The organism is Sphingomonas sp., assembly GCF_017744835.1.
Lineage (GTDB): Bacteria > Pseudomonadota > Alphaproteobacteria > Sphingomonadales > Sphingomonadaceae > Sphingomonas.
On the sequence record NZ_JAGIAM010000003.1, the window covers coordinates 814,091 to 830,810 of the forward strand.

Below are 16,720 nucleotides of genomic sequence, written 5' to 3' on the forward strand. Positions count from 1 at the left end.
GAGATCGAGAAGCGCATGGGTATCGGAGCCGTAGTCTCGTCGATCCTGGCCGTCGTGCTGGCACTCGCGCTGGTGCTCGGCATGGCGTGGGGCGTGATCTGGCTGCTCAAGAAGTTCCAGGACCGCCAGCTCGGCGTGCGCGCCGATGGCGAGGGCGAGCAGCCGATCCGCTTCCTGCGTTCGATGCCGCTCGGCCAGCGCGAGCGAGTGGTGCTGATCGAGGCGCGCGGCGAGACGATGCTCGTCGGCGTGACGACGGGCTCGATCACCCTGCTCGCGCGCTGGCCGGGCGGATCGCCGCCGCCCGACGAGCTGCGGCGGGTGCGGCCATGATGGCGACCGTGCTACGCCCCGAAGCGCTCCATGCCTTGCCGCGAGTCGCGCCGGGCAGCGCCGCGCTTGCCGAGGCGCTGGTCGCGCTGCTCGAGGCCGACGGTATCGGCGCCTCGATCGTTCGGGATGCCCCTGCCGGCCCCTGGTTCGCCTGTCCCGACGGCGTGCGCTTCCGCGTTCCCGGAGGCCCGGCGCTCGCACCCGAACGCGTGGGCGATGCGGTGGCGCTGCTCGACCGCGCTGACCCGCTGCTTATGCGCATCGAGCGCGCGCTAGGCGTCACGTTCGAACCCGAGACAGTCGACGACGGCGAGCCCGAGCCGGGCCTCATCCTTTCGCTCGCGGCCGAGGACGTCGGCGTGACGATCGCCTTTCCGCTCGATCACCGTGCCGGCCCGCAATGGGAAGCCCAGGCGCGCGCGTTGCGCCCCGCCGAGTCGCAGCTCCCGTTGGTGCTGCGGCTGCTCGTCGCCGGCCCGCGGATCGGCGTCGACGAGGCCGGCGCGCTCGCCGCGGGCGATCTGGTGCTGATCGGCGCCCGCCCGGGCGCGACGATCGAGGCGAGCGACGGCGCGGCGCGGACCGGCCAGCTCGATCTCTTCTCCGGAAGCTTCACTCTGCATCCCGAAGGAAACCCGATGGCTGCCGACTCCGCTGCTCCGCGCGACTTCGCCGTGCCGCTCACCGTGCGCCTGCCCGAACGGGCGACCAGCGCCGCAAGCCTTGCCACGCTGCGTCCCGGCACCGCGCTGCCGCTAGGACCGATCACCGAGGGAATGCCGGTCGAGCTGCTGGTCGCGGGCCGACTGCTCGCGCGCGGCGAACTGGTCCAGCTGGGCGACAGGTTCGCGGTGCTGATCGAGGAACGCGCCGGGATCGAGGACGTGGATGCCCGGCCAATCGAAGTCGAAGTCGATGGGGCGGAGGCGCAAGCGTGAACCTGGCCGAATTCACTCCCGGCTCGGCGCTGATCACGGTCATATTGATCGCGCTGGCGCCGTTCTTCGCAGTCATGGTCACCAGCTTCACCAAGATCGTCGTGGTGCTGAGCCTGGTCCGTAACGCGCTCGGCCTCCAGCAGGTGCCGCCGAACCTGGTGCTCAACGGCCTGGCGCTGATCCTGAGCCTGTTCGTGATGTACCCGACGCTGGGCAAGATGCAGGCCGCCGCCGCGATCCAGGGCCCGGCGACGCCGACCATGCCCGGCGAGCCGCAGTCCGTGGAGAATCCGATCGAGAGCACCGGCGACATCTTCGCCACCGCCGACCGCGCCAAGGAGCCGCTGCGCGAGTTCCTGATGAAGCACAGCGACCCGCGCGAGCGGGCCTTCTTCCTGCGCACCCAGCAGCGCATCGGCGATCCGGCCAAGGCGAACGAGCTCAAGGAGAGCGACTTCGTGATCGTGATCCCCTCGTTCGTGGTCAAGGAGCTCAAGCTCGCCTTCCAGATCGGTTTCCTGATCTTCCTGCCCTTCCTCGTCATCGACATGGTGATCTCGAACATCCTGCTGGCGATGGGCATGATGATGCTCTCGCCGGTCACCATCTCGCTGCCGTTCAAGATCCTGTTGTTCGTGCTCGTCGACGGGTGGGTGAAGCTCAGCCACGGGCTGGTGCTGTCCTATGCCTGACGGAGGCGCACGATGAGCGACGACATCGTCACGCTGACGACTCAGGCGCTCTGGCTGGTGCTGCTGCTCTCGGCGCCGCCGATCATCGCAGCATCGGTGGTCGGCCTGCTCGTCGCGGTCGTCCAGGCGGCGACCCAGCTCCAGGAGCAGACGCTCCAGTACACGCTCAAATTCTTCGCGATCGTGGTGAGCATCTTCGTCACCGCCAGCCTGATGGCAGGCACGCTCTACGGCTATGCCGACTCGATCTTCTCGGGCCTGGCCGGAGTCGGCCGATGATCGAGGCGGCGCCCCACGGAGTCGGCATCCCATTGTTCGCGGCGATGCCCTGGCTCGACCAGCTGCTCACCGTCGGGGTGGCGGCGACACGTTTCGCCTTTGCCTTCGTGTTCGTGCCGATCTTCTCGCGCGAAGTGATGCCGGGGACGGTGCGCAACAGCATCATCGTCACCTTCGGGCTGGTCGCGCTCGCGGTCCAGCCGGACTTCGCACCCGGCACGCTGAGCGCGATGGACTGGGTGCGGATGCTGTTCAAGGAAGCCGCGGCAGGCGGGATCATCGGCCTGTTCTTCGGCACGGTGATGTGGGCGATGGGCGCCGCGGGCGAGATCATCGACACCAAGGTGGGTGCGACCATCGGACAGCTGATCGATCCGCTGAGCGGCACCACCACCTCGCTCACCGGCATATTGCTCGGGCGCTTTGCGGAAGTGGTGTTCGTCACGGCGGGCGGGCTGACACTGCTCGTCGGCACGGTGATGGCGAGCTACATCGTCTGGCCACTCGGGCCCGGCGGGATCGCAGTGGACATGCGCGCAGTGCAGTTCTTCGAGGGCGAGTTCGGGCGGCTGTTCGCGCTCGCCTTCATCTTTGCCGCGCCGGTGCTGACCGTGCTCTACGTCATCGACGCGGCGCTCGGCTTCCTCAACCGCTTCGCCCAGTCGTTCAACGTCTTCGCCATGGCGATGCCGATCAAGGCCGCGGCGGCGGTGTTCGTGATCATCCTGACGCTTCCGCTGCTCGGTCAGGCGATCGTCGCCGAGCTCGGCACGCGCGCGGAGATCGCCGGCGGCGTGCTCCAGCGCACCGGGCAGCCGCGATGAGCGGTGCGCAGGCCCCGCGGCCGGCGCTCGGCGCGCCCGAAGGGCCGACCGACGCAGAGGAGCTTGCGCGGCTCGTGGAGCTGCTGCGAGAGTCCGAGGCGCGCCGTGACGCCCATGCGCGCGAGATCACGATCGGGGAGTTCGTCGTTGCCGGATGGCGCGTGCCCTTGCTCCACCTGACGGGCCTCCAGACGCTCACTCGCAACGAGGCGGCGGTGCTGCGCTTCCTCGGCTGGGGCCGCGCCAACGGCGACATCGCCACGCTGCTCAACATGACCGAGAACACGGTCCGCACGCACATGAACAATGCGATCCGCAAGCTGGATCTCGACGGCGTGCGCGAACTCAACAGCCTGGCGGGACTGCTCTTCCTGCCGCTCGAATGAGCGCCTCCCTAAGCGAATCGTTTAGGCGACCTAAACGAATCGTCGAGCGCGCCGCCGCGAGCTCTGCGGCACTTTTCCGACTGTCGCGGTGGGAAGCCGCAACCGGCCGGCTCCCCGCGAGGAGCCCGAAATTCTCAGCGGAAGGGAAGCGTCATGAGCGGCATCTTCGGTATCGGCAGTTCACTCTTCAATCCTGTCAACCTCGGCCTGGCGCTGACGGGGCCCGGCGGCTGGGCAGCGCTGGCGACGCGCACGCTGGGCGCGGCGATCATGAAGGAAGTCATCGGCCAGCTTGGACAGCAGCTCGGCCTCCCGCAGGGCGTCATCAACCTGGCGCAGAACGCCTTCTCGGCCTCGACCGGCACGATCGGCGGCCCGGCCTCGATCGCCGAAGCGGTGTCGCAGCTCGCGCAGTCCGGCAACCTGACCCCCGCCCAGCAGGGCCAGCTGCAGCGCGCCGCCGAGCAGGACTCGAAGGACATGTTCCAGCAGCTCGCGGATGCCTTCAAGAGCGGCCACGACATGGCCGAGGCCAAGAAGGCTGCGGCGGGCGGCAAACGCAGCTGGCTGCAGGTCATCGCCGACTCGATGGCCGAGGCGCTCGACAAGAAGGTCGAGGACATGGACAAGATGGCCCAGGCGCTCGACAAGCAGGGCAGCAACAAGTCGGTCAAGGCCTCCACCGACCTGCAGGTCGCCGGCCAGGAATTCTCCTATCTGATGAACGCCAGCAGCACGGTCATCAAGACGATCGGCGAAGGCCTCAGCAGCATGGCCCGCAAACAGTAACATTCGATCCCAAGCTTTCACGTACCGGGAGGGCGGGTCTATACTCGCCCTCCCCACTCGTTTTTGAACGGAGGGTCCCATGAAGCGCGCGCTCTCACTCCTGCTCGGCCTGACGCTGCTCTGGCCGGCGGCGGCCTCGGCACAGGACATGGGCTGGAGCACGATCATTCCCTCGGTGACTGGAACCGATACGCTGGGCCTGCGTCTGCGCGACCAGATGCGCGGGGATGCGCCGCGCGGCGAGGCACGGCGACGGGGCAGCGCGCAGGAGCAGCAACGCTTCTTCGCTGCGCCGACCGGAGCGCCGGCGGCGGCGGACCTGGCAGAGCTGCGCTTCAGCCCATCCAAGTCGCGCCGCGCCGCGAACCTGGCGCAGTTCGTCAGCAAGACCCGCAAGATCGACGCCGGTAACGCGCAGGATCTCGAACGGCTGTTCGCGCAGGGCGATTTCATCGAGCGACTGGGCAAGTCCCTCGCGCCGCTCGGACTAGGCGTGGACAATGTTGCCGACGCCTATGCGATCTGGATGATCAGCGCCTGGAATGCCACCCAGGGACGCAACGACACGCCCAGCCGGGGCACGGCCCAGGCTGTGCGCGCGCAGATGGCGCGGGCGCTGGGCTCGGCCCGCGAGATAGCTTCCGCCAATGATGCGGCGAAACAGGAGCTTGCCGAGGCGCTGCTGGTGCAGACGGCGCTGGTCGACGCCGCGGTCGACCAGAACAGGAGCAATCCCGGGCGCATGCAACAGTTCGGCGCGGCCGTGAACCAGGGCGCCAAGCGCATGGGCATCGATCTGACGACGATGGCCCTGACCGAGCATGGCTTCGTTCCGGCCAGCGCGGGCAGCACTGTCGCGCCTGCGCTGCCCGGCGAATCAAGGAAGGCGCGGGCAGCCTTCGGGTCCGACGCCACGACGCTCCTCTACGCACCTGCTGCCCTCGCCGCGCTGGGTGGCGTCGGCGGCCTTATCTGGCTCACGCGCGGGCGCGGCTGACGCCTGGCGCACTAATCGAATCGTTTAGGCGGTCTAATCGAATCGTGGAGGGCCCCGGGGCTCGACCAAGGTCATGAAGGGGCGATGCCGGAGCCGCTCCGGTGCGTTCCCGCGAGGAGAAGACCATGGTTAGCCCCGTCCAACAGGCCGCCGTCGACTATATCAAGGGAAAGCTCGACAGCTCGGGCTGGTTCAACACGACCAGTCATGGCGAGATGAACGACATCCGGAGCAAGCTCCAAGGCCTCTCCGCCAGCGACGCCGACGCCGTGATCGACGAGCTGCAGCGCCAGGGCCAGCTCGACAAGTTCGCGAGCGAAGCGGTCGACGGCGACTGGTTCGGCAACGGCGGCTATTCGGCGGACGAGCGGCGCGACCTTTTCACCGACCTCGCCCAGAAGCTCGACGGCCAGAGCCTGGCGGCAGTGAGCGACGCCTTCGCCAGGACCGATGACGGGACCGACGGTTTCAATCGCGTCGGCGAGCTGGCCGACGCCGTGGCGACGCACGCCTCAAGCTACGACAAGGTCCAATATGTCGAGGCGATGAAGGCCAAGGTCACCGGCGGCAAGGACTGGATCGAGAGCCATGTCTTCAGCACCGAGAGCCACAAGGCCGATCCCGAAGCGGCGGCGGTGGGTAAGGTGCTCACCAGTCTGAAGGGCAGCGCCTATGCCGGCGATGCCTTCAAGACGCTGAGCCCCGACCAACTGCGCGCAGTGATGTCGGCATCGATCGACGAGACGATGACCTCCGGCATGGGATCGCCCAGCGTCAGCTGGAATGCCGAGAAGTTCACCGGGCTGATGGACGCCGCCGCGTCGATCTCCGACCCCGACATCAAGGCCCGGATCTTCGATGCCGGCGCCGACACGCTGCGCGGCGTGCGCGAGACCAGCGGCTTCATGGGACAGCCGGTCATCAGCGGCAAGGACGAGACGATGAAAACCATCGCCGACAGCCTAACCAAGATCCTCGACAGCGATACCACCGGCGTGGTCCGCGAGCTCGCCTACAACAGCGAGACGCTCGACGGCTCCGATCTCGCCACCTACTCGCGGGCGCTGATGGAGGGCGGAGAGGAGAAGAAGCTGGGCGAGATCATGGCCAAGCTCCAGCTCGGAAACGGACTGAATGAGAATCCGGCCGCACGGCTCGACCAGGTGAGCCAGGTAAAGGTCGCCAACGGCGGCTCGCAGGACCGCCGCGAGAACGCGGGCGCGCTCGGCTATTTCGTCGGGGCGACCTATGCCGGCGCGCAATCCTGGTCGACCGACGTGAAGAAGCAGCAGGAGCTGATGACCTCGGTGCTCGATTCGACGCTGACGCTCGTCGACAAGGCGAAGATCGGCGGGCCGGCCGCCACCGCGGTGGGCACCACCGCCAGCGTCGCCAAGGAATGGACGCATTATGCGATCCGCTGGGCGCTCGAGGATCATGGCCTGGCACCGGCGCAGCGGCTCGAGCGCGCGGCGCTGCCGGTCGATCCGAGCACGCAGGAGCTCGCGGTGGGCGACGACATCCGCAACGCATTCAACACGACGCTGAGCACCGTGCAGCGGACCGCCCAGCCTTGAGGCGGGCGGCGCCCGCTTCGGCATGGCGGTGGCGCGCGCCCATGCTGGCGGCGCCGATGCTCGGCGCCTGCGCGCCCTCCCCGGCCCAGGTGCCCGAGCCTCCGGCGATGCTGGCCAGCTCCGCCGAATATGGCTTCGGGGACACGATCGCCGCCGCCGATCAAGCTGCGCTGGCGCATGTCATCGACCTGCTGGCGCCGCGCTACGGCAGCCCGCAGGTGACGCGCTACGTAGCGCGCGCCGGTGCGGACCTCGGCCAGTTGCGAACCTATTACGATGCGCGGGCGAATGCCGCGGGCTGGCAGGCGATCGGCGACGTGCAGGGTGTGCTGTCGCTAAGGGAGAATGCGATCGCCTACAGCTCCGGGAGTTCGGCGTTCGCCGTAGTCTGGATCGCGCCCAGGACGGACTCGCCAGCGGTTCCGGTCAACGTGGTCCGCTTCGACCGCTGATCGTTCGCTAGCGCAGCTGGCAGACGTCGATCACGTCCATGTCGTTATAGTCGAGGTTCTCGCCCGCCATCGCCCAGATGAAGCTGTAGCTGCGCGTGCCCGCGCCCATATGGACCGACCAGGGCGGCGAGATCACCACTTCTTCGTTGCGCATCACGATGTGACGCAGATCGTCGGGGCGACCCATATAGTGGAACAGCCGCGCGTCCTCCTCGAGGTCGAAATAGAGGTAGATCTCCGAGCGTCGCTCATGGACGTGCGGCGGCATGGTGTTCCAGACGCTGCCGGGCTCGAGCCGCGTCAGGCCAAGGCACAGCGAGGCGCTCTGGCAGACGTGTGGCAGGATGAGCTGGTAGATCGTGCGATCGTTGGAAGTCTCCAGGCTGCCTCGCCGCATCGGACTGGTATCGGCCGCGGTGATCTTGCGCAGCGGAAAGGCCGCGTGCGCCGGGACCGAGAGCAGATAGAAGCGCGCGCCCTCGCCCGCGAACCGCACGTCGCGCGAGCCCATCGGCACGTAGAGCGCTTCATATTTGGTGAGCCGGATCGCCTCGCCATCGACGGTGATGGTACCCTCGCCTTCGCCGATGTTCACCACCCCAAGTTCGCGGCGTTCGAGCAGCGGATGGCCCGCGGCGCTCTCGGGTTCGGTCTGGACCGGCAGAGGCAGCTCCGCGCCCGCGGGCACCGCACCGCCGATCACGAACCGCTCGCCGTGCGAATAGGTCAGCACCAACTCGCCCGGGCGGAACAGGCCGGAGACGAGGTGACGGTCGCGCAGCGCCTGGTTGGAGGCGCCGTCCATCATCTCCGGATGCGCGGCGTGATAGATCTTCTCGAACAAGCCGACGGCCTCAGCGCGCGTTCTTGTCGAGCGCGGCGACCTGAGTGGCGGCGAGCAGGAAGCCGCCGACCCCATAATATTGGGTGTCGCCGGGGTCGACCTTCTCGGGACGATCGCTCACCTGCTGCACATAGCCGAGCCGTCCGTCGGGCTGGATCGCGCGCTGCAGCGCCGCCCAGCCGAGCCGGACTGCGGGCTCATATTCGCCCCGAGGCAGCAGCCCGTTGTTGATCCCCCACGCGAGACCATAGGTGTAGAAGGCGGTACCGCTCGTCTCGGGCGGGGAGCCTTCGGGAGCAAGCAGCGAGGGCGACCAATAGCCGTCGGGCTTCTGCAGCGCCTTGAGCCGGCTCGCCATCTGGAGGAACAGCCCCTCCATACGGACCCGGTCGGCGCTGCCCCTGGCGAGCAGCGGGATGGTCCGCGCCATGCCGGCGAACACCCAGCCGTTGCCGCGGCTCCAGAATTCCTTGCGGCCCTGCGCGTCGCGGCGCTCGAAGAAGCGGCTGTCGCGATAGAAGAGGCGTTCGGCGGGATCGTAGAGGAAATCGGTGGTCGCCCAGAATTCGCGCATCGCGAAATCGCGGTACCGCGGGTCGCCGGTCTGGAGCGACAAGTCGACCAACGCGGCGGGCGCCATGAACAGTGCGTCGCACCAGCACCAGCGCTTCAGGCACTCGGCCGCGCCATAGCCCTGGGGCGGCACGAAGAAGGCGAGCGAGGTGACGGCGGGCTCGTTGATCACGCGATCGAAGGTGCGCTGCGCGGGGATCCGGGCCGCCTCTCCGGCGCCATTCCGCGCGGCCCAGAGGTAGGATTGGGTAATGGCGTGATCGTCGGCGAAATAGGGCTTTTCGCCGGGCAGCCACTGGTTGGCGGCGCCCATGTCGAGGATCGCCTTGCGGATCCGCGGCGGGCCGCCAGCGTCGGCGAGCGCCGTCATCCCGACCCAGAACGCCGCCTGCTCCCAGGCGCGCGGGTTGCGCGTCTCGCCGGTCGCGCGCGAGACGGTGCCGCCGTGCATCTGCTTGAGCTGCCAGTCGGCGAGCCGCGCCGCCGCCTCCATCGGCGACGACGCAGGTTTCGCCGCGACCGGGCCCTGCGCGAGAACCGCGGTCGGCGTCGCGACCAGCAATGCCGATGCCAAGGCGAGATGCTTCATTTTTGCCCTACTCCAGATCATTCGAACCGGGCTCGCGCCGCGGCGGATCGCCGAGGCTATATGCCCGAACGCCGTTGAGCCAGCGTGCCGGCTCCGGCAAAAAACGGGGCGCCCGTCGAACCCGAGCGCCCCCCAGGGAGGTCAGAACCGTCCGCGAACGCCGAACGAGATTGTCGTGCCGTTGAAGAACGAGTTGTCGCGCCGGCTCTGCCCGTTGCCGTCCGGGCCGGTCGGGTCCTCGTAATAGAAATAGACGTTCTCGTTGGTGATGTTCAGCGCATCGATGCGCAGCTCGATCAGGTCGTTGACCTTGTAGCTGATCGTGCCGTCGAGGAACGCCTGCGGCGCCAGATAGGGGACCTGGTTGTTGCCGGTGTTCGTCGAGTTCTGTCCGGTCTTCGCGCGATAGTTGTACGAACCGCGGATCGAGAGCGGCCCCTTCTCGTAGAAGGCGGTCACGCTGTACGTATAGTCCGGCACGCCCTGCATCGCGATGCGGTCACCGGTCGTCAGGACGAAGTCGTCGCCCTCCTGGTCGATCAGCGTGAAGCTGCTGGTGATGCCGAGGCCGTCGAACGGCTTGGGGAGGAAAGTGAAGTTCTGCTGATAGGCGAGCTCCAGCCCCTTAAGCTTGAGCTCGTTCTGGTTCACCGTGATCGTGCGGTCGAACAGGAAGTTGGGATCGATCGTGCTTCCGCCGAGTGCCGGCGGGCACGCTCCCGCGCCGAGCGAAGCGCAGTTGAAGAGATTGGACGGCAGCCCCAGCGTGCCGAACGGCACTTGCTCGGTGACCGAGAACGGCCGGTCGACGATATTCTTCTGGAACACGCCGCCGCTGAGCAGCCCGCCCGGCGCAAAATACCATTCGAGGGCCGCGTCGAAGGTGGTTGCGAGCTGCGGCCGTAGGTCCGGATTGCCGACGGTCACTTGGGGATTGAAGATGTTCGGCACCCGCGTGCCGGCGGCGATCGTCGCCAGCGAACCGCGCGTGATCGTCTGGCCCGCCGATCCGCGCAGCACCAGCTTCGGCGTGATGTCGAAGGCGAAGCTCGCGGAAGGAAGGAGATCCGAATAGCCGCCCTCGCGCTCGGCGGGAGTGAACCCGCCGCCGGGGGCGGACTGATAGTTGTTGATGAGCGTCTTGGTGTCCGAATAGCGGATTCCGAAGTTGCCGCGTAGCGCGTGGCTGCCGATCGGGATCTTGAAGCTGGTTTCGAAGAAGGCCGACTTGACGATCTCCTCTGCCGTGAAGGCCTGGTTGAGCGCCGGCGTCGCCGCGCGGTTCGCGCCGTTCGCGTCGAGCACGTCCATCACGAAATCGCGCGAGAAGGTCGCGAATTGCGACGGGTATCCCGAGTTGCCGCCGTTCGCCAATTCGCCGAACTGCACGAACGGGTCCATATAGGCGAACACGCCCAGCGGGTTGGTCGCCAGGGTTCCGCCGCTCGGAAGCGCGTGCGTGTTGGTGGCGATGCTGCTGCCGTCCTGGCGCTGGACCCGCTTGGTGGTCGACACATAGCTGGCGCCCAGCTTGAGCGCGAGCATCTGGTCGCCGCCGTCGACCGGCTTCCAGTCGAGCACCGCCCGCGCGGTCTTTTCCCGGTCGAACTCGTCGTTGATCGCGAAGCCCAGCGACGGGGCGCGATAGAGCGAGGTATCGGTGAAATCGACCGGCGAGCTGATCGTCGGATAGGTGATGTTGTCCGACGGATCGAAGGTCGTCGTGACGCTGTAGATGTTCGAGACGATGCGGTTCTCGGAATAGACCGCCGTGCTCTCGCTGATGTTGCCCTGCGCGGAGAGCTTCAGCGTGTCGGTGATGTCATAGGCCGCGCGGACGATGCCGTATTTGAACTTGGTGTGGGAGTCCCGGTAGAAGCTCTCGGTCAGCAGGCTCGAATTCCCGAACGTGCCGTAGAGGTTGTTGAACTCGTCGATGTGCACGTCGAGTGGGATCAGGCCCGAATTGGTGCCGGTGCCGGGTGCCGAAGTGCTGCCCGAGACCGTGCGCGAGTTGCGCACCGGCACGCCGAAGGTGAACTCGTCGGTCTGGTCGGTCAGCTCGGAGTAGATGCCGTCGATGCTCGCCTCGAACCGGTCGCTCTTGTACTGGAGCGAGCCGACGAAGCCCAGGCGCTCGCGCTCGTTGTTCGAGGCGAAGACGCGATAGAAGCGCGGCAGATAGGCGTTCTCGATCTGCGATCGGGTGAGGCCGCTGAAATTGGCGAGCGGGCTGTCGAGGTTGAGCTCGAAGTTGAACGGGCCGCTCGTGTTGGCGGGGACCGTTCCATAATATGGCCGGCGGCCGAGCGCCGAGCTGTTGTAGCCGCTGGTGCCGCCGCCGGTCGACTGGAAGCCTGAGCGCTCGTTGACGTTCTGCGCGTAAGCGACGCCGAACAATGCGCCGAAATTGCCCCAGGTGTCGCTGAGCAGCAGCGAGCCGCGCGGGCGCCATTCCTTGGACTGGGTATTGTAGTTGGCCTGCGCGCTGTAGCGGATCACTCGGCCGTTGTTGTCGAACGGACGCGGGGTCTGCAGGTCGACGTTGCCGCCGATCCCGCCTTCCTCGAGATTGGCCTGCGGCGACTTGTACACGTCGACACGGCCGAACAGCTCGGACGGGAAGACGTCGTAGTTGAAGTCGCGGCTCGAGCCGCCGACGTTCATCGCCGAGGTGGTGCGCACCGGCGCGCCGTTGATCGTGGTGACGGTGAATTCGGAGCCGAGGCCGCGGATGCTGATCCGCTGTCCCTCGTTCGACGCGCCGTCGCGCGACAGGATCACGCCGGGGATGCGCTGGAGCGAGTCGGCGACATTGGCTTCGGGAAACTTGCCGATGTCCTCGGCGACGATCGAGTCGCGGAAACCGATCGAGTCGCGCTTGAGCTCGATCGCCTGGCTGAGGCTTCCGCGGAAGCCGGTGACGACGATTTCCTGCTCCGCCGCGCCCTCCGCCTGGGCGCTGTCGGAGGGCGCGTTCTGGCTAGCGGGTTCGGTAGAGCCGGCGGCCTGCGCATAGGCGGGCGCCGCGGCGAGAATGCATGTGAGCGCGCCGGCCGAAACCGCCGACGCGAGAATCGTCTTCCCCATTTTCCCTCTCCCAGTTCACGTTCGCGGCTTTTGCCGTCAGTGCGCAGCTTGTATGATAAGTTTTCCACCGAGCGTCAATTGTCTGACTTGTTTCAGCGATTCCAGCGACTTCCCACCGCCATATGGTAGAGCGGTGCTAAGTTGCGCCGAACGGATTGAAAAATTGGTACGATAGATTCGCGGAGTAGAACCGAACTCGCTCAGTCCTCTGCGCGCTTGCGGATCCGCAGGTTGGCGCTCAGCGTCGAATGCCGCGTCAGGCTTTCGTGCATGTGCTGGCGTGCGGCTTCGCGCGCGCGCGCCGAGTCCATGCGGATGATCGCATCGACGATCGCTTCGTGCTCGGCGAGCACCTTGGCGGCATAGGCCTGGTGCGCCTCATGTGGCTTGTCGCCGAGATAGAGGCTGCGCGAGGGCACGAGGCGCAGGCCCAGGAACTCGACGAAGCGCGCATAATATTCGTTCTGGGTCGCACGGGCGATCGCCATGTGGAAGGCCGCGTCGGCATTGGCCGCGGCCATCGGATCGTCGCCCACTGCGATCATCTCGGCAAGCGCGTCCTGTATCGCGGCGATGTCGTCGGTCGTGCGCCGCGCCGCGGCGAGGCCGGCCATCTCGGTCTCCACGGCCATGCGCATCTCGAGCAGCTTGATGACGTCGGCGAGTTCCTGGACTTCGTCGCGCGTGATCTGGAAGGCGCGATATTCGGCGGTCTCGGCCACGAACACCCCGGCGCCCTGCCGCGACACGGTCAGCCCGTGCGCCGCAAGCCGCGCCACTGCTTCGCGCACCACGGTGCGGCTGACATTCTCCAAGAGCGCGATTTCCTTCTGCGACGGCAGGCGCGCGCCGGCCGGCAATTGGCCGGTGCGGATCTGCTCCTCGAGCTTGGCGAACAGCTCGTCGGTGAGCGACCCGCTGCGCGCGGGCTCTTCCGTTCCGCTCGAGCGAGTCCCGGTCACCAACGCATCTTGCCGACTTGTCATACGAATCTCCGATGGCTACTCCTCTATCATCCGCGAAGGGAACAGTCGATCCGGCGCAAGACCGGCGAAGAGGGGATTTATGCGATCACTTACGGGCGTTTCGGCCTTGCTGCTTGCCTGTGCGCCCTCGGCGCTCTTCGCCCAGGGAGTCGCGCCGCCGATCCAGCCGCAGGTCTCCCCCGATCGTCCCGACTGGGAGAACCCCGCCGTTTTCGCGATCGGCAAGGAGCCGGCGCGGGCGACCGGCTTCCCCTTCGAATCGCGCGAAAAGGCAATTGCGGGGCACCGCACCAAGTCCGCGCGCTTCCTGCTGCTGAGCGGGGCGTGGAAGTTCGCCTTCACTCCCGACGCGGACAAGCTGCCCGCCGGCTTCGAGCAGCCCGGATACGACGTATCGGGCTGGAAGGAGATCCAGGTCCCCGCCGACTGGCAGACCCAGGGCTATGACCAGCCCCGCTACAACAACATCACCTACCCCTTCCCCGCAAACCGCCCGCTGATCCCGCACGCGACTAACCCGGTCGGCTCGTACCGCCGCGACGTCGAGCTGCCGGCGGACTGGAGCGGATCGGACGTGATCCTGCACATCGGCGCCGCGGGATCGGCCTATTATGTCTGGGTCAACGGGCAGAAGGTCGGATACTCCGAGGACTCCAAGCTTCCTTCCGAATTCGACGTCGCCCGCTTCGTGCGGCCGGGGCGCAACACGATCGCGATCCAGGTCTATCGCTGGTCCGACGGCAGCTATCTCGAGGACCAGGATTTCTGGCGCGTCTCGGGCATCGAGCGCGAAGTGTTCCTGATGGCGGCACCCAGGACGCGGGTGCGCGACTTCTTCGTCCGTGCCGGGCTGGACGCAGCGTACAAGGACGGCAAGCTCGCAGTCGATGTGGCGGTGACGCCTTCGAAGAGCGCCACCACCGCCCGCGCGGTGCTGCTCGACGGAGACCGGCAGGTGCTCGAACTCTCTCAGCGCGTCCAGCCGGGCGATGCCGAGCGCTCAGCTACCCTGACCGGCACCGTCCCTGGCGTTAAGCAATGGACCGCGGAAACGCCCAACCGCTACATGCTGCTGGTCGAGCTCTACGGCGCCGACGGCAAGATCCTCCAGTCGACCTACAGCCGGATCGGCTTCCGTACCGTCGAGATCCGGAACGGCCTGGTGACGGTAAACGGCAAGCCGATCACGATCCGCGGCGTCAATCGCCACGAGCACGACCCCGAGACCTTCCACGTCATCTCGCTCGAATCGATGGAGCGCGACATCCAGCTGATGAAGCGCGCCAACATCAACGCGCTGCGCACTTCGCACTATCCGAACGACCCGCGCCTCTACGACCTCGCCGACCGATACGGCCTCTATGTGATGGACGAGGCCAATATCGAGAGCCACGGTTACATGGACTGGTCGAACAGGCGGCCCGAGCTGCGCGGCAAGTACCAGCTCGGCTTCGACCCCGCCTGGGAAGAGGCGCACAAGAGCCGCGTGCTCAACATGGTCGAGCGCGACAAGAACCACCCTTCGATCATCTTCTGGTCGCTGGGTAACGAGGCGGGGATCGGCCCGACCTTCAACAAGGCCGCGGCGGCAGTGAAGGCGCGCGACCCGGGCCGGCTGGTCAGCTATCTCGGCTGGGGCACCTGGCCGGGCGTGCACGACCACAAGCCCAACGATTACGCCGACATCTATGCGCCGATGTACGACAGCGTCGAGAAGCTGGTCGACTATGCCGAGAACTGGGCGTTCCGCCAGCCGATGATCCAGTGCGAATATGCCCATATGCAGGGCAATTCGGGCGGCAACCTCAAGGAATATTGGGACGCGATCTACGCGCATCCGGACAAGCTGCAGGGCGGCTTCATCTGGGACTGGGTCGACCAGTCGATGTACCGCTACACCGCCGACGGGCGGCGCTATTGGGGCACCGGCGGCGAATACGGCCCCAATCCGGGCGGCGACATCGAATTCGGCGATGGGCTCAACCAGCCCGATCGCACGCCCAACCCGCATCTGTTCGAAGTTCGCAAGGTCTATTCGCCGATCCAGTTCGCGGGCTTCGATCCGGCGGCGGGCAGGCTGACGGTGATCAACCGCCACGACTTCACCGATCTCTCGGGCTACGACTTCGGCTTCGAGGTGCTGGAGGACGGCGTGGCGGTGGCGAGCGGCCAGCTTCCCGCGCTTCACACAGCGGCGCACGGCCGCGAGACGGTGGCGCTCCCCCTCCCCGCCTTCGCGCGCAAGCCCGGTGCCGAATATGTGCTCACCGTCAGCGCGCGCGCCAGGGCCGGTACGATCCCGGCGGTGGACGCGGGCACGGTGGTCGGTTGGGAGCAGTTCGTGCTCGGCCGCGAAACCGCCACGGCGCCCGAACTCTCGGGCGAAGTCGCGCTCTCCGACAAGGGCGGCAAGATCCGCCTCGCCGCGCACAGCGCCGAGCTGGTGCTCGACCGCAAGTCGGGACTGGTCGAACGCTATGCCGCGAACGGCGAGATGCTGCTTCGGGGCGGCGCGCCCAATTTCTACCGCGCGGTCACCGACAACGACATCGGCACCGGCGTCGAGAAGTCGCACGGCATCTGGAAACAGGCGTCAGCCGAACGCACCGTACAGGGCGTCGAGGCACGCCGAACCGGGGACGGCGCCGAAGTGACCGTGCGCTATTCGGTAGGCGGCGGCGCAGCGACCTTCGTCTCGCGCTATCGCATGGCCGGCGACGGCTCGGTGCGCGTCGAGGGCGATTTCACTCCGCTCAAGACCGGTATCCCCGAGCCGCTGCGCGTGGGGCTGGCCTTCTCGATGCCCGCGCGCATCGACACGCTCGAATGGTATGGGCGCGGGCCGCACGAAAGCTATCAGGACCGCAAGACCAGCGCGGCGCTCGGCCTGTGGCGCGGCCGGATCGCCGATCAGAACCATGATTACATGCGACCCCAGGAGACCGGCAACAAGGTCGACGTACGCTGGATGGAGCTGCTCCAGCCCGGCCGCGGCGGGGTGCGTGTCGATGGCGATGCCCCGCTCTCGATGAATGCGCTCGCCTTCCCTTATGACGACCTCTCGCGCCGCCCGCCGGGCACGCGGCGGAGCACCGACATCGTCCCGCACGGCGAGGGTTCGCTGATGATCGACGCCATCCAGTCGGGCGTCGGCGGAGACAATGCCTGGGACGCCGGTGGCCGCCCGCTGCCGCAATATCGCGTGCCGCTGAAGCCGCTCCGCTACGGCTTCACGCTCCGACCCTTTTCGGGCGACGGCACCACGCCCGATCGCGCCAAGCCCGCTGCCGCAGGAGAATTGATGTGAGCATCCGCCTCTACGCCGCCGCCGCTGTCGCCCTGCTTGCCGGTCCCGTGCTCGCGCAGGACGC

General features: G+C 67.2%; 15 protein-coding genes. 11 read left to right on the top strand and 4 right to left on the bottom strand.

Going from position 1 to position 16,720, the window contains the following annotated elements; genetic code table 11:
• Positions 1-15: 15 nt before the first annotated feature.
• From fliO to J7500_RS11755, 10 genes are all read left to right on the top strand, one after another.
• Complete coding sequence (fliO, locus tag J7500_RS11710) at positions 16-333, top strand: flagellar biosynthetic protein FliO (RefSeq protein ID WP_294061884.1); 318 nt, start codon at positions 16-18, stop codon at positions 331-333.
• Positions 330-1,271 carry a FliM/FliN family flagellar motor switch protein gene (locus J7500_RS11715; protein ID WP_294061885.1) on the top strand — a complete coding sequence of 314 codons (942 nt, stop codon included), beginning with the start codon at positions 330-332 and terminating at the stop codon, positions 1,269-1,271. The genes fliO and J7500_RS11715 overlap by 4 nt, the downstream gene beginning before the upstream one ends.
• Positions 1,268-1,963 (top strand): type III secretion system export apparatus subunit SctR, encoded by a 696-nt coding sequence (gene sctR / locus J7500_RS11720; protein ID WP_294061886.1) that lies wholly within the window; start codon positions 1,268-1,270, stop codon positions 1,961-1,963. Before J7500_RS11715 ends, sctR begins: the two co-directional genes overlap by 4 nt.
• Positions 1,964-1,975: 12 nt before the next feature.
• Positions 1,976-2,242: a type III secretion system export apparatus subunit SctS gene (gene sctS, locus J7500_RS11725; protein ID WP_294061887.1), complete on the top strand. Its 267-nt coding sequence runs from the start codon at positions 1,976-1,978 to the stop codon at positions 2,240-2,242.
• Complete coding sequence (gene sctT / locus J7500_RS11730) at positions 2,239-3,066, top strand: type III secretion system export apparatus subunit SctT (RefSeq protein WP_294061888.1); 828 nt, start codon at positions 2,239-2,241, stop codon at positions 3,064-3,066. The genes sctS and sctT overlap by 4 nt, the downstream gene beginning before the upstream one ends.
• Positions 3,063-3,452: a helix-turn-helix transcriptional regulator gene (locus J7500_RS11735; protein WP_294061889.1), complete on the top strand. Its 390-nt coding sequence runs from the start codon at positions 3,063-3,065 to the stop codon at positions 3,450-3,452. The genes sctT and J7500_RS11735 overlap by 4 nt, the downstream gene beginning before the upstream one ends.
• A 153-nt stretch (positions 3,453-3,605) precedes the next feature.
• Positions 3,606-4,241 carry a hypothetical protein gene (locus J7500_RS11740; RefSeq protein WP_294061890.1) on the top strand — a complete coding sequence of 212 codons (636 nt, stop codon included), beginning with the start codon at positions 3,606-3,608 and terminating at the stop codon, positions 4,239-4,241.
• Positions 4,242-4,320: 79 nt separating this feature from the next.
• Positions 4,321-5,238, top strand: a complete 918-nt coding sequence (locus tag J7500_RS11745; RefSeq protein ID WP_294061891.1) for a DUF6683 family protein — start codon at positions 4,321-4,323, stop codon at positions 5,236-5,238.
• Positions 5,239-5,363: 125 nt separating this feature from the next.
• Entirely contained in the window at positions 5,364-6,815 is a 1,452-nt protein-coding gene (locus J7500_RS11750; RefSeq protein WP_294061892.1) for a hypothetical protein, read from the top strand.
• 41 nt (positions 6,816-6,856) lie between these two features.
• Positions 6,857-7,267, top strand: coding sequence for a hypothetical protein (locus J7500_RS11755; RefSeq protein ID WP_294061893.1), 411 nt, complete (start codon positions 6,857-6,859; stop codon positions 7,265-7,267).
• A 7-nt stretch (positions 7,268-7,274) separates the two neighbouring features.
• On the opposite strand, the gene kduI is transcribed toward J7500_RS11755, so the two are convergent.
• The 4 genes from kduI to J7500_RS11775 all read right to left on the bottom strand — a co-directional run bounded on the left by kduI (position 7,275) and on the right by J7500_RS11775 (position 13,325).
• Positions 7,275-8,111, bottom strand: coding sequence for a 5-dehydro-4-deoxy-D-glucuronate isomerase (gene kduI / locus J7500_RS11760; protein WP_294061894.1), 837 nt, complete (start codon positions 8,109-8,111; stop codon positions 7,275-7,277).
• Positions 8,112-8,121: 10 nt separating this feature from the next.
• Positions 8,122-9,273 (bottom strand): glycoside hydrolase family 88 protein, encoded by a 1,152-nt coding sequence (locus tag J7500_RS11765; protein WP_294061895.1) that lies wholly within the window; start codon positions 9,271-9,273, stop codon positions 8,122-8,124.
• Between the two features lie 141 nt (positions 9,274-9,414).
• Positions 9,415-12,363, bottom strand: a complete 2,949-nt coding sequence (locus J7500_RS11770; protein WP_294061896.1) for a TonB-dependent receptor — start codon at positions 12,361-12,363, stop codon at positions 9,415-9,417.
• A 200-nt stretch (positions 12,364-12,563) separates the two neighbouring features.
• The gene (locus tag J7500_RS11775) at positions 12,564-13,325 is read right to left on the bottom strand and encodes a FadR/GntR family transcriptional regulator (protein WP_367112978.1); all 762 of its coding nucleotides are present in this window, start codon (positions 13,323-13,325) and stop codon (positions 12,564-12,566) included.
• Between the two features lie 103 nt (positions 13,326-13,428).
• Between J7500_RS11775 and J7500_RS11780 the strand changes: the two genes are divergently transcribed.
• On the top strand, positions 13,429-16,656 hold the full coding sequence (locus tag J7500_RS11780) for a glycoside hydrolase family 2 TIM barrel-domain containing protein (protein ID WP_294061898.1): 3,228 nt from the start codon (positions 13,429-13,431) through the stop codon (positions 16,654-16,656).
• Positions 16,657-16,720 lie beyond the last annotated feature (64 nt).

Bases quoted from the DNA above. Each gene is read 5' to 3' on its own strand.
- fliO (WP_294061884.1), top strand. From the start codon at position 16: ATGGGTATCGGAGCCGTAGTCTCGTCGATCCTGGCCGTCGTGCTGGCA.
- J7500_RS11715 (WP_294061885.1), top strand. From the start codon at position 330: ATGATGGCGACCGTGCTACGCCCCGAAGCGCTCCATGCCTTGCCGCGA.
- sctS (WP_294061887.1), top strand. From the start codon at position 1,976: ATGAGCGACGACATCGTCACGCTGACGACTCAGGCGCTCTGGCTGGTG.
- sctT (WP_294061888.1), top strand. From the start codon at position 2,239: ATGATCGAGGCGGCGCCCCACGGAGTCGGCATCCCATTGTTCGCGGCG.
- J7500_RS11735 (WP_294061889.1), top strand. From the start codon at position 3,063: ATGAGCGGTGCGCAGGCCCCGCGGCCGGCGCTCGGCGCGCCCGAAGGG.
- J7500_RS11740 (WP_294061890.1), top strand. From the start codon at position 3,606: ATGAGCGGCATCTTCGGTATCGGCAGTTCACTCTTCAATCCTGTCAAC.
- J7500_RS11745 (WP_294061891.1), top strand. From the start codon at position 4,321: ATGAAGCGCGCGCTCTCACTCCTGCTCGGCCTGACGCTGCTCTGGCCG.
- J7500_RS11750 (WP_294061892.1), top strand. From the start codon at position 5,364: ATGGTTAGCCCCGTCCAACAGGCCGCCGTCGACTATATCAAGGGAAAG.
- J7500_RS11755 (WP_294061893.1), top strand. From the start codon at position 6,857: ATGCTGGCGGCGCCGATGCTCGGCGCCTGCGCGCCCTCCCCGGCCCAG.
- J7500_RS11765 (WP_294061895.1), bottom strand. From the start codon at position 9,273: ATGAAGCATCTCGCCTTGGCATCGGCATTGCTGGTCGCGACGCCGACC.
- J7500_RS11770 (WP_294061896.1), bottom strand. From the start codon at position 12,363: ATGGGGAAGACGATTCTCGCGTCGGCGGTTTCGGCCGGCGCGCTCACA.
- J7500_RS11780 (WP_294061898.1), top strand. From the start codon at position 13,429: ATGCGATCACTTACGGGCGTTTCGGCCTTGCTGCTTGCCTGTGCGCCC.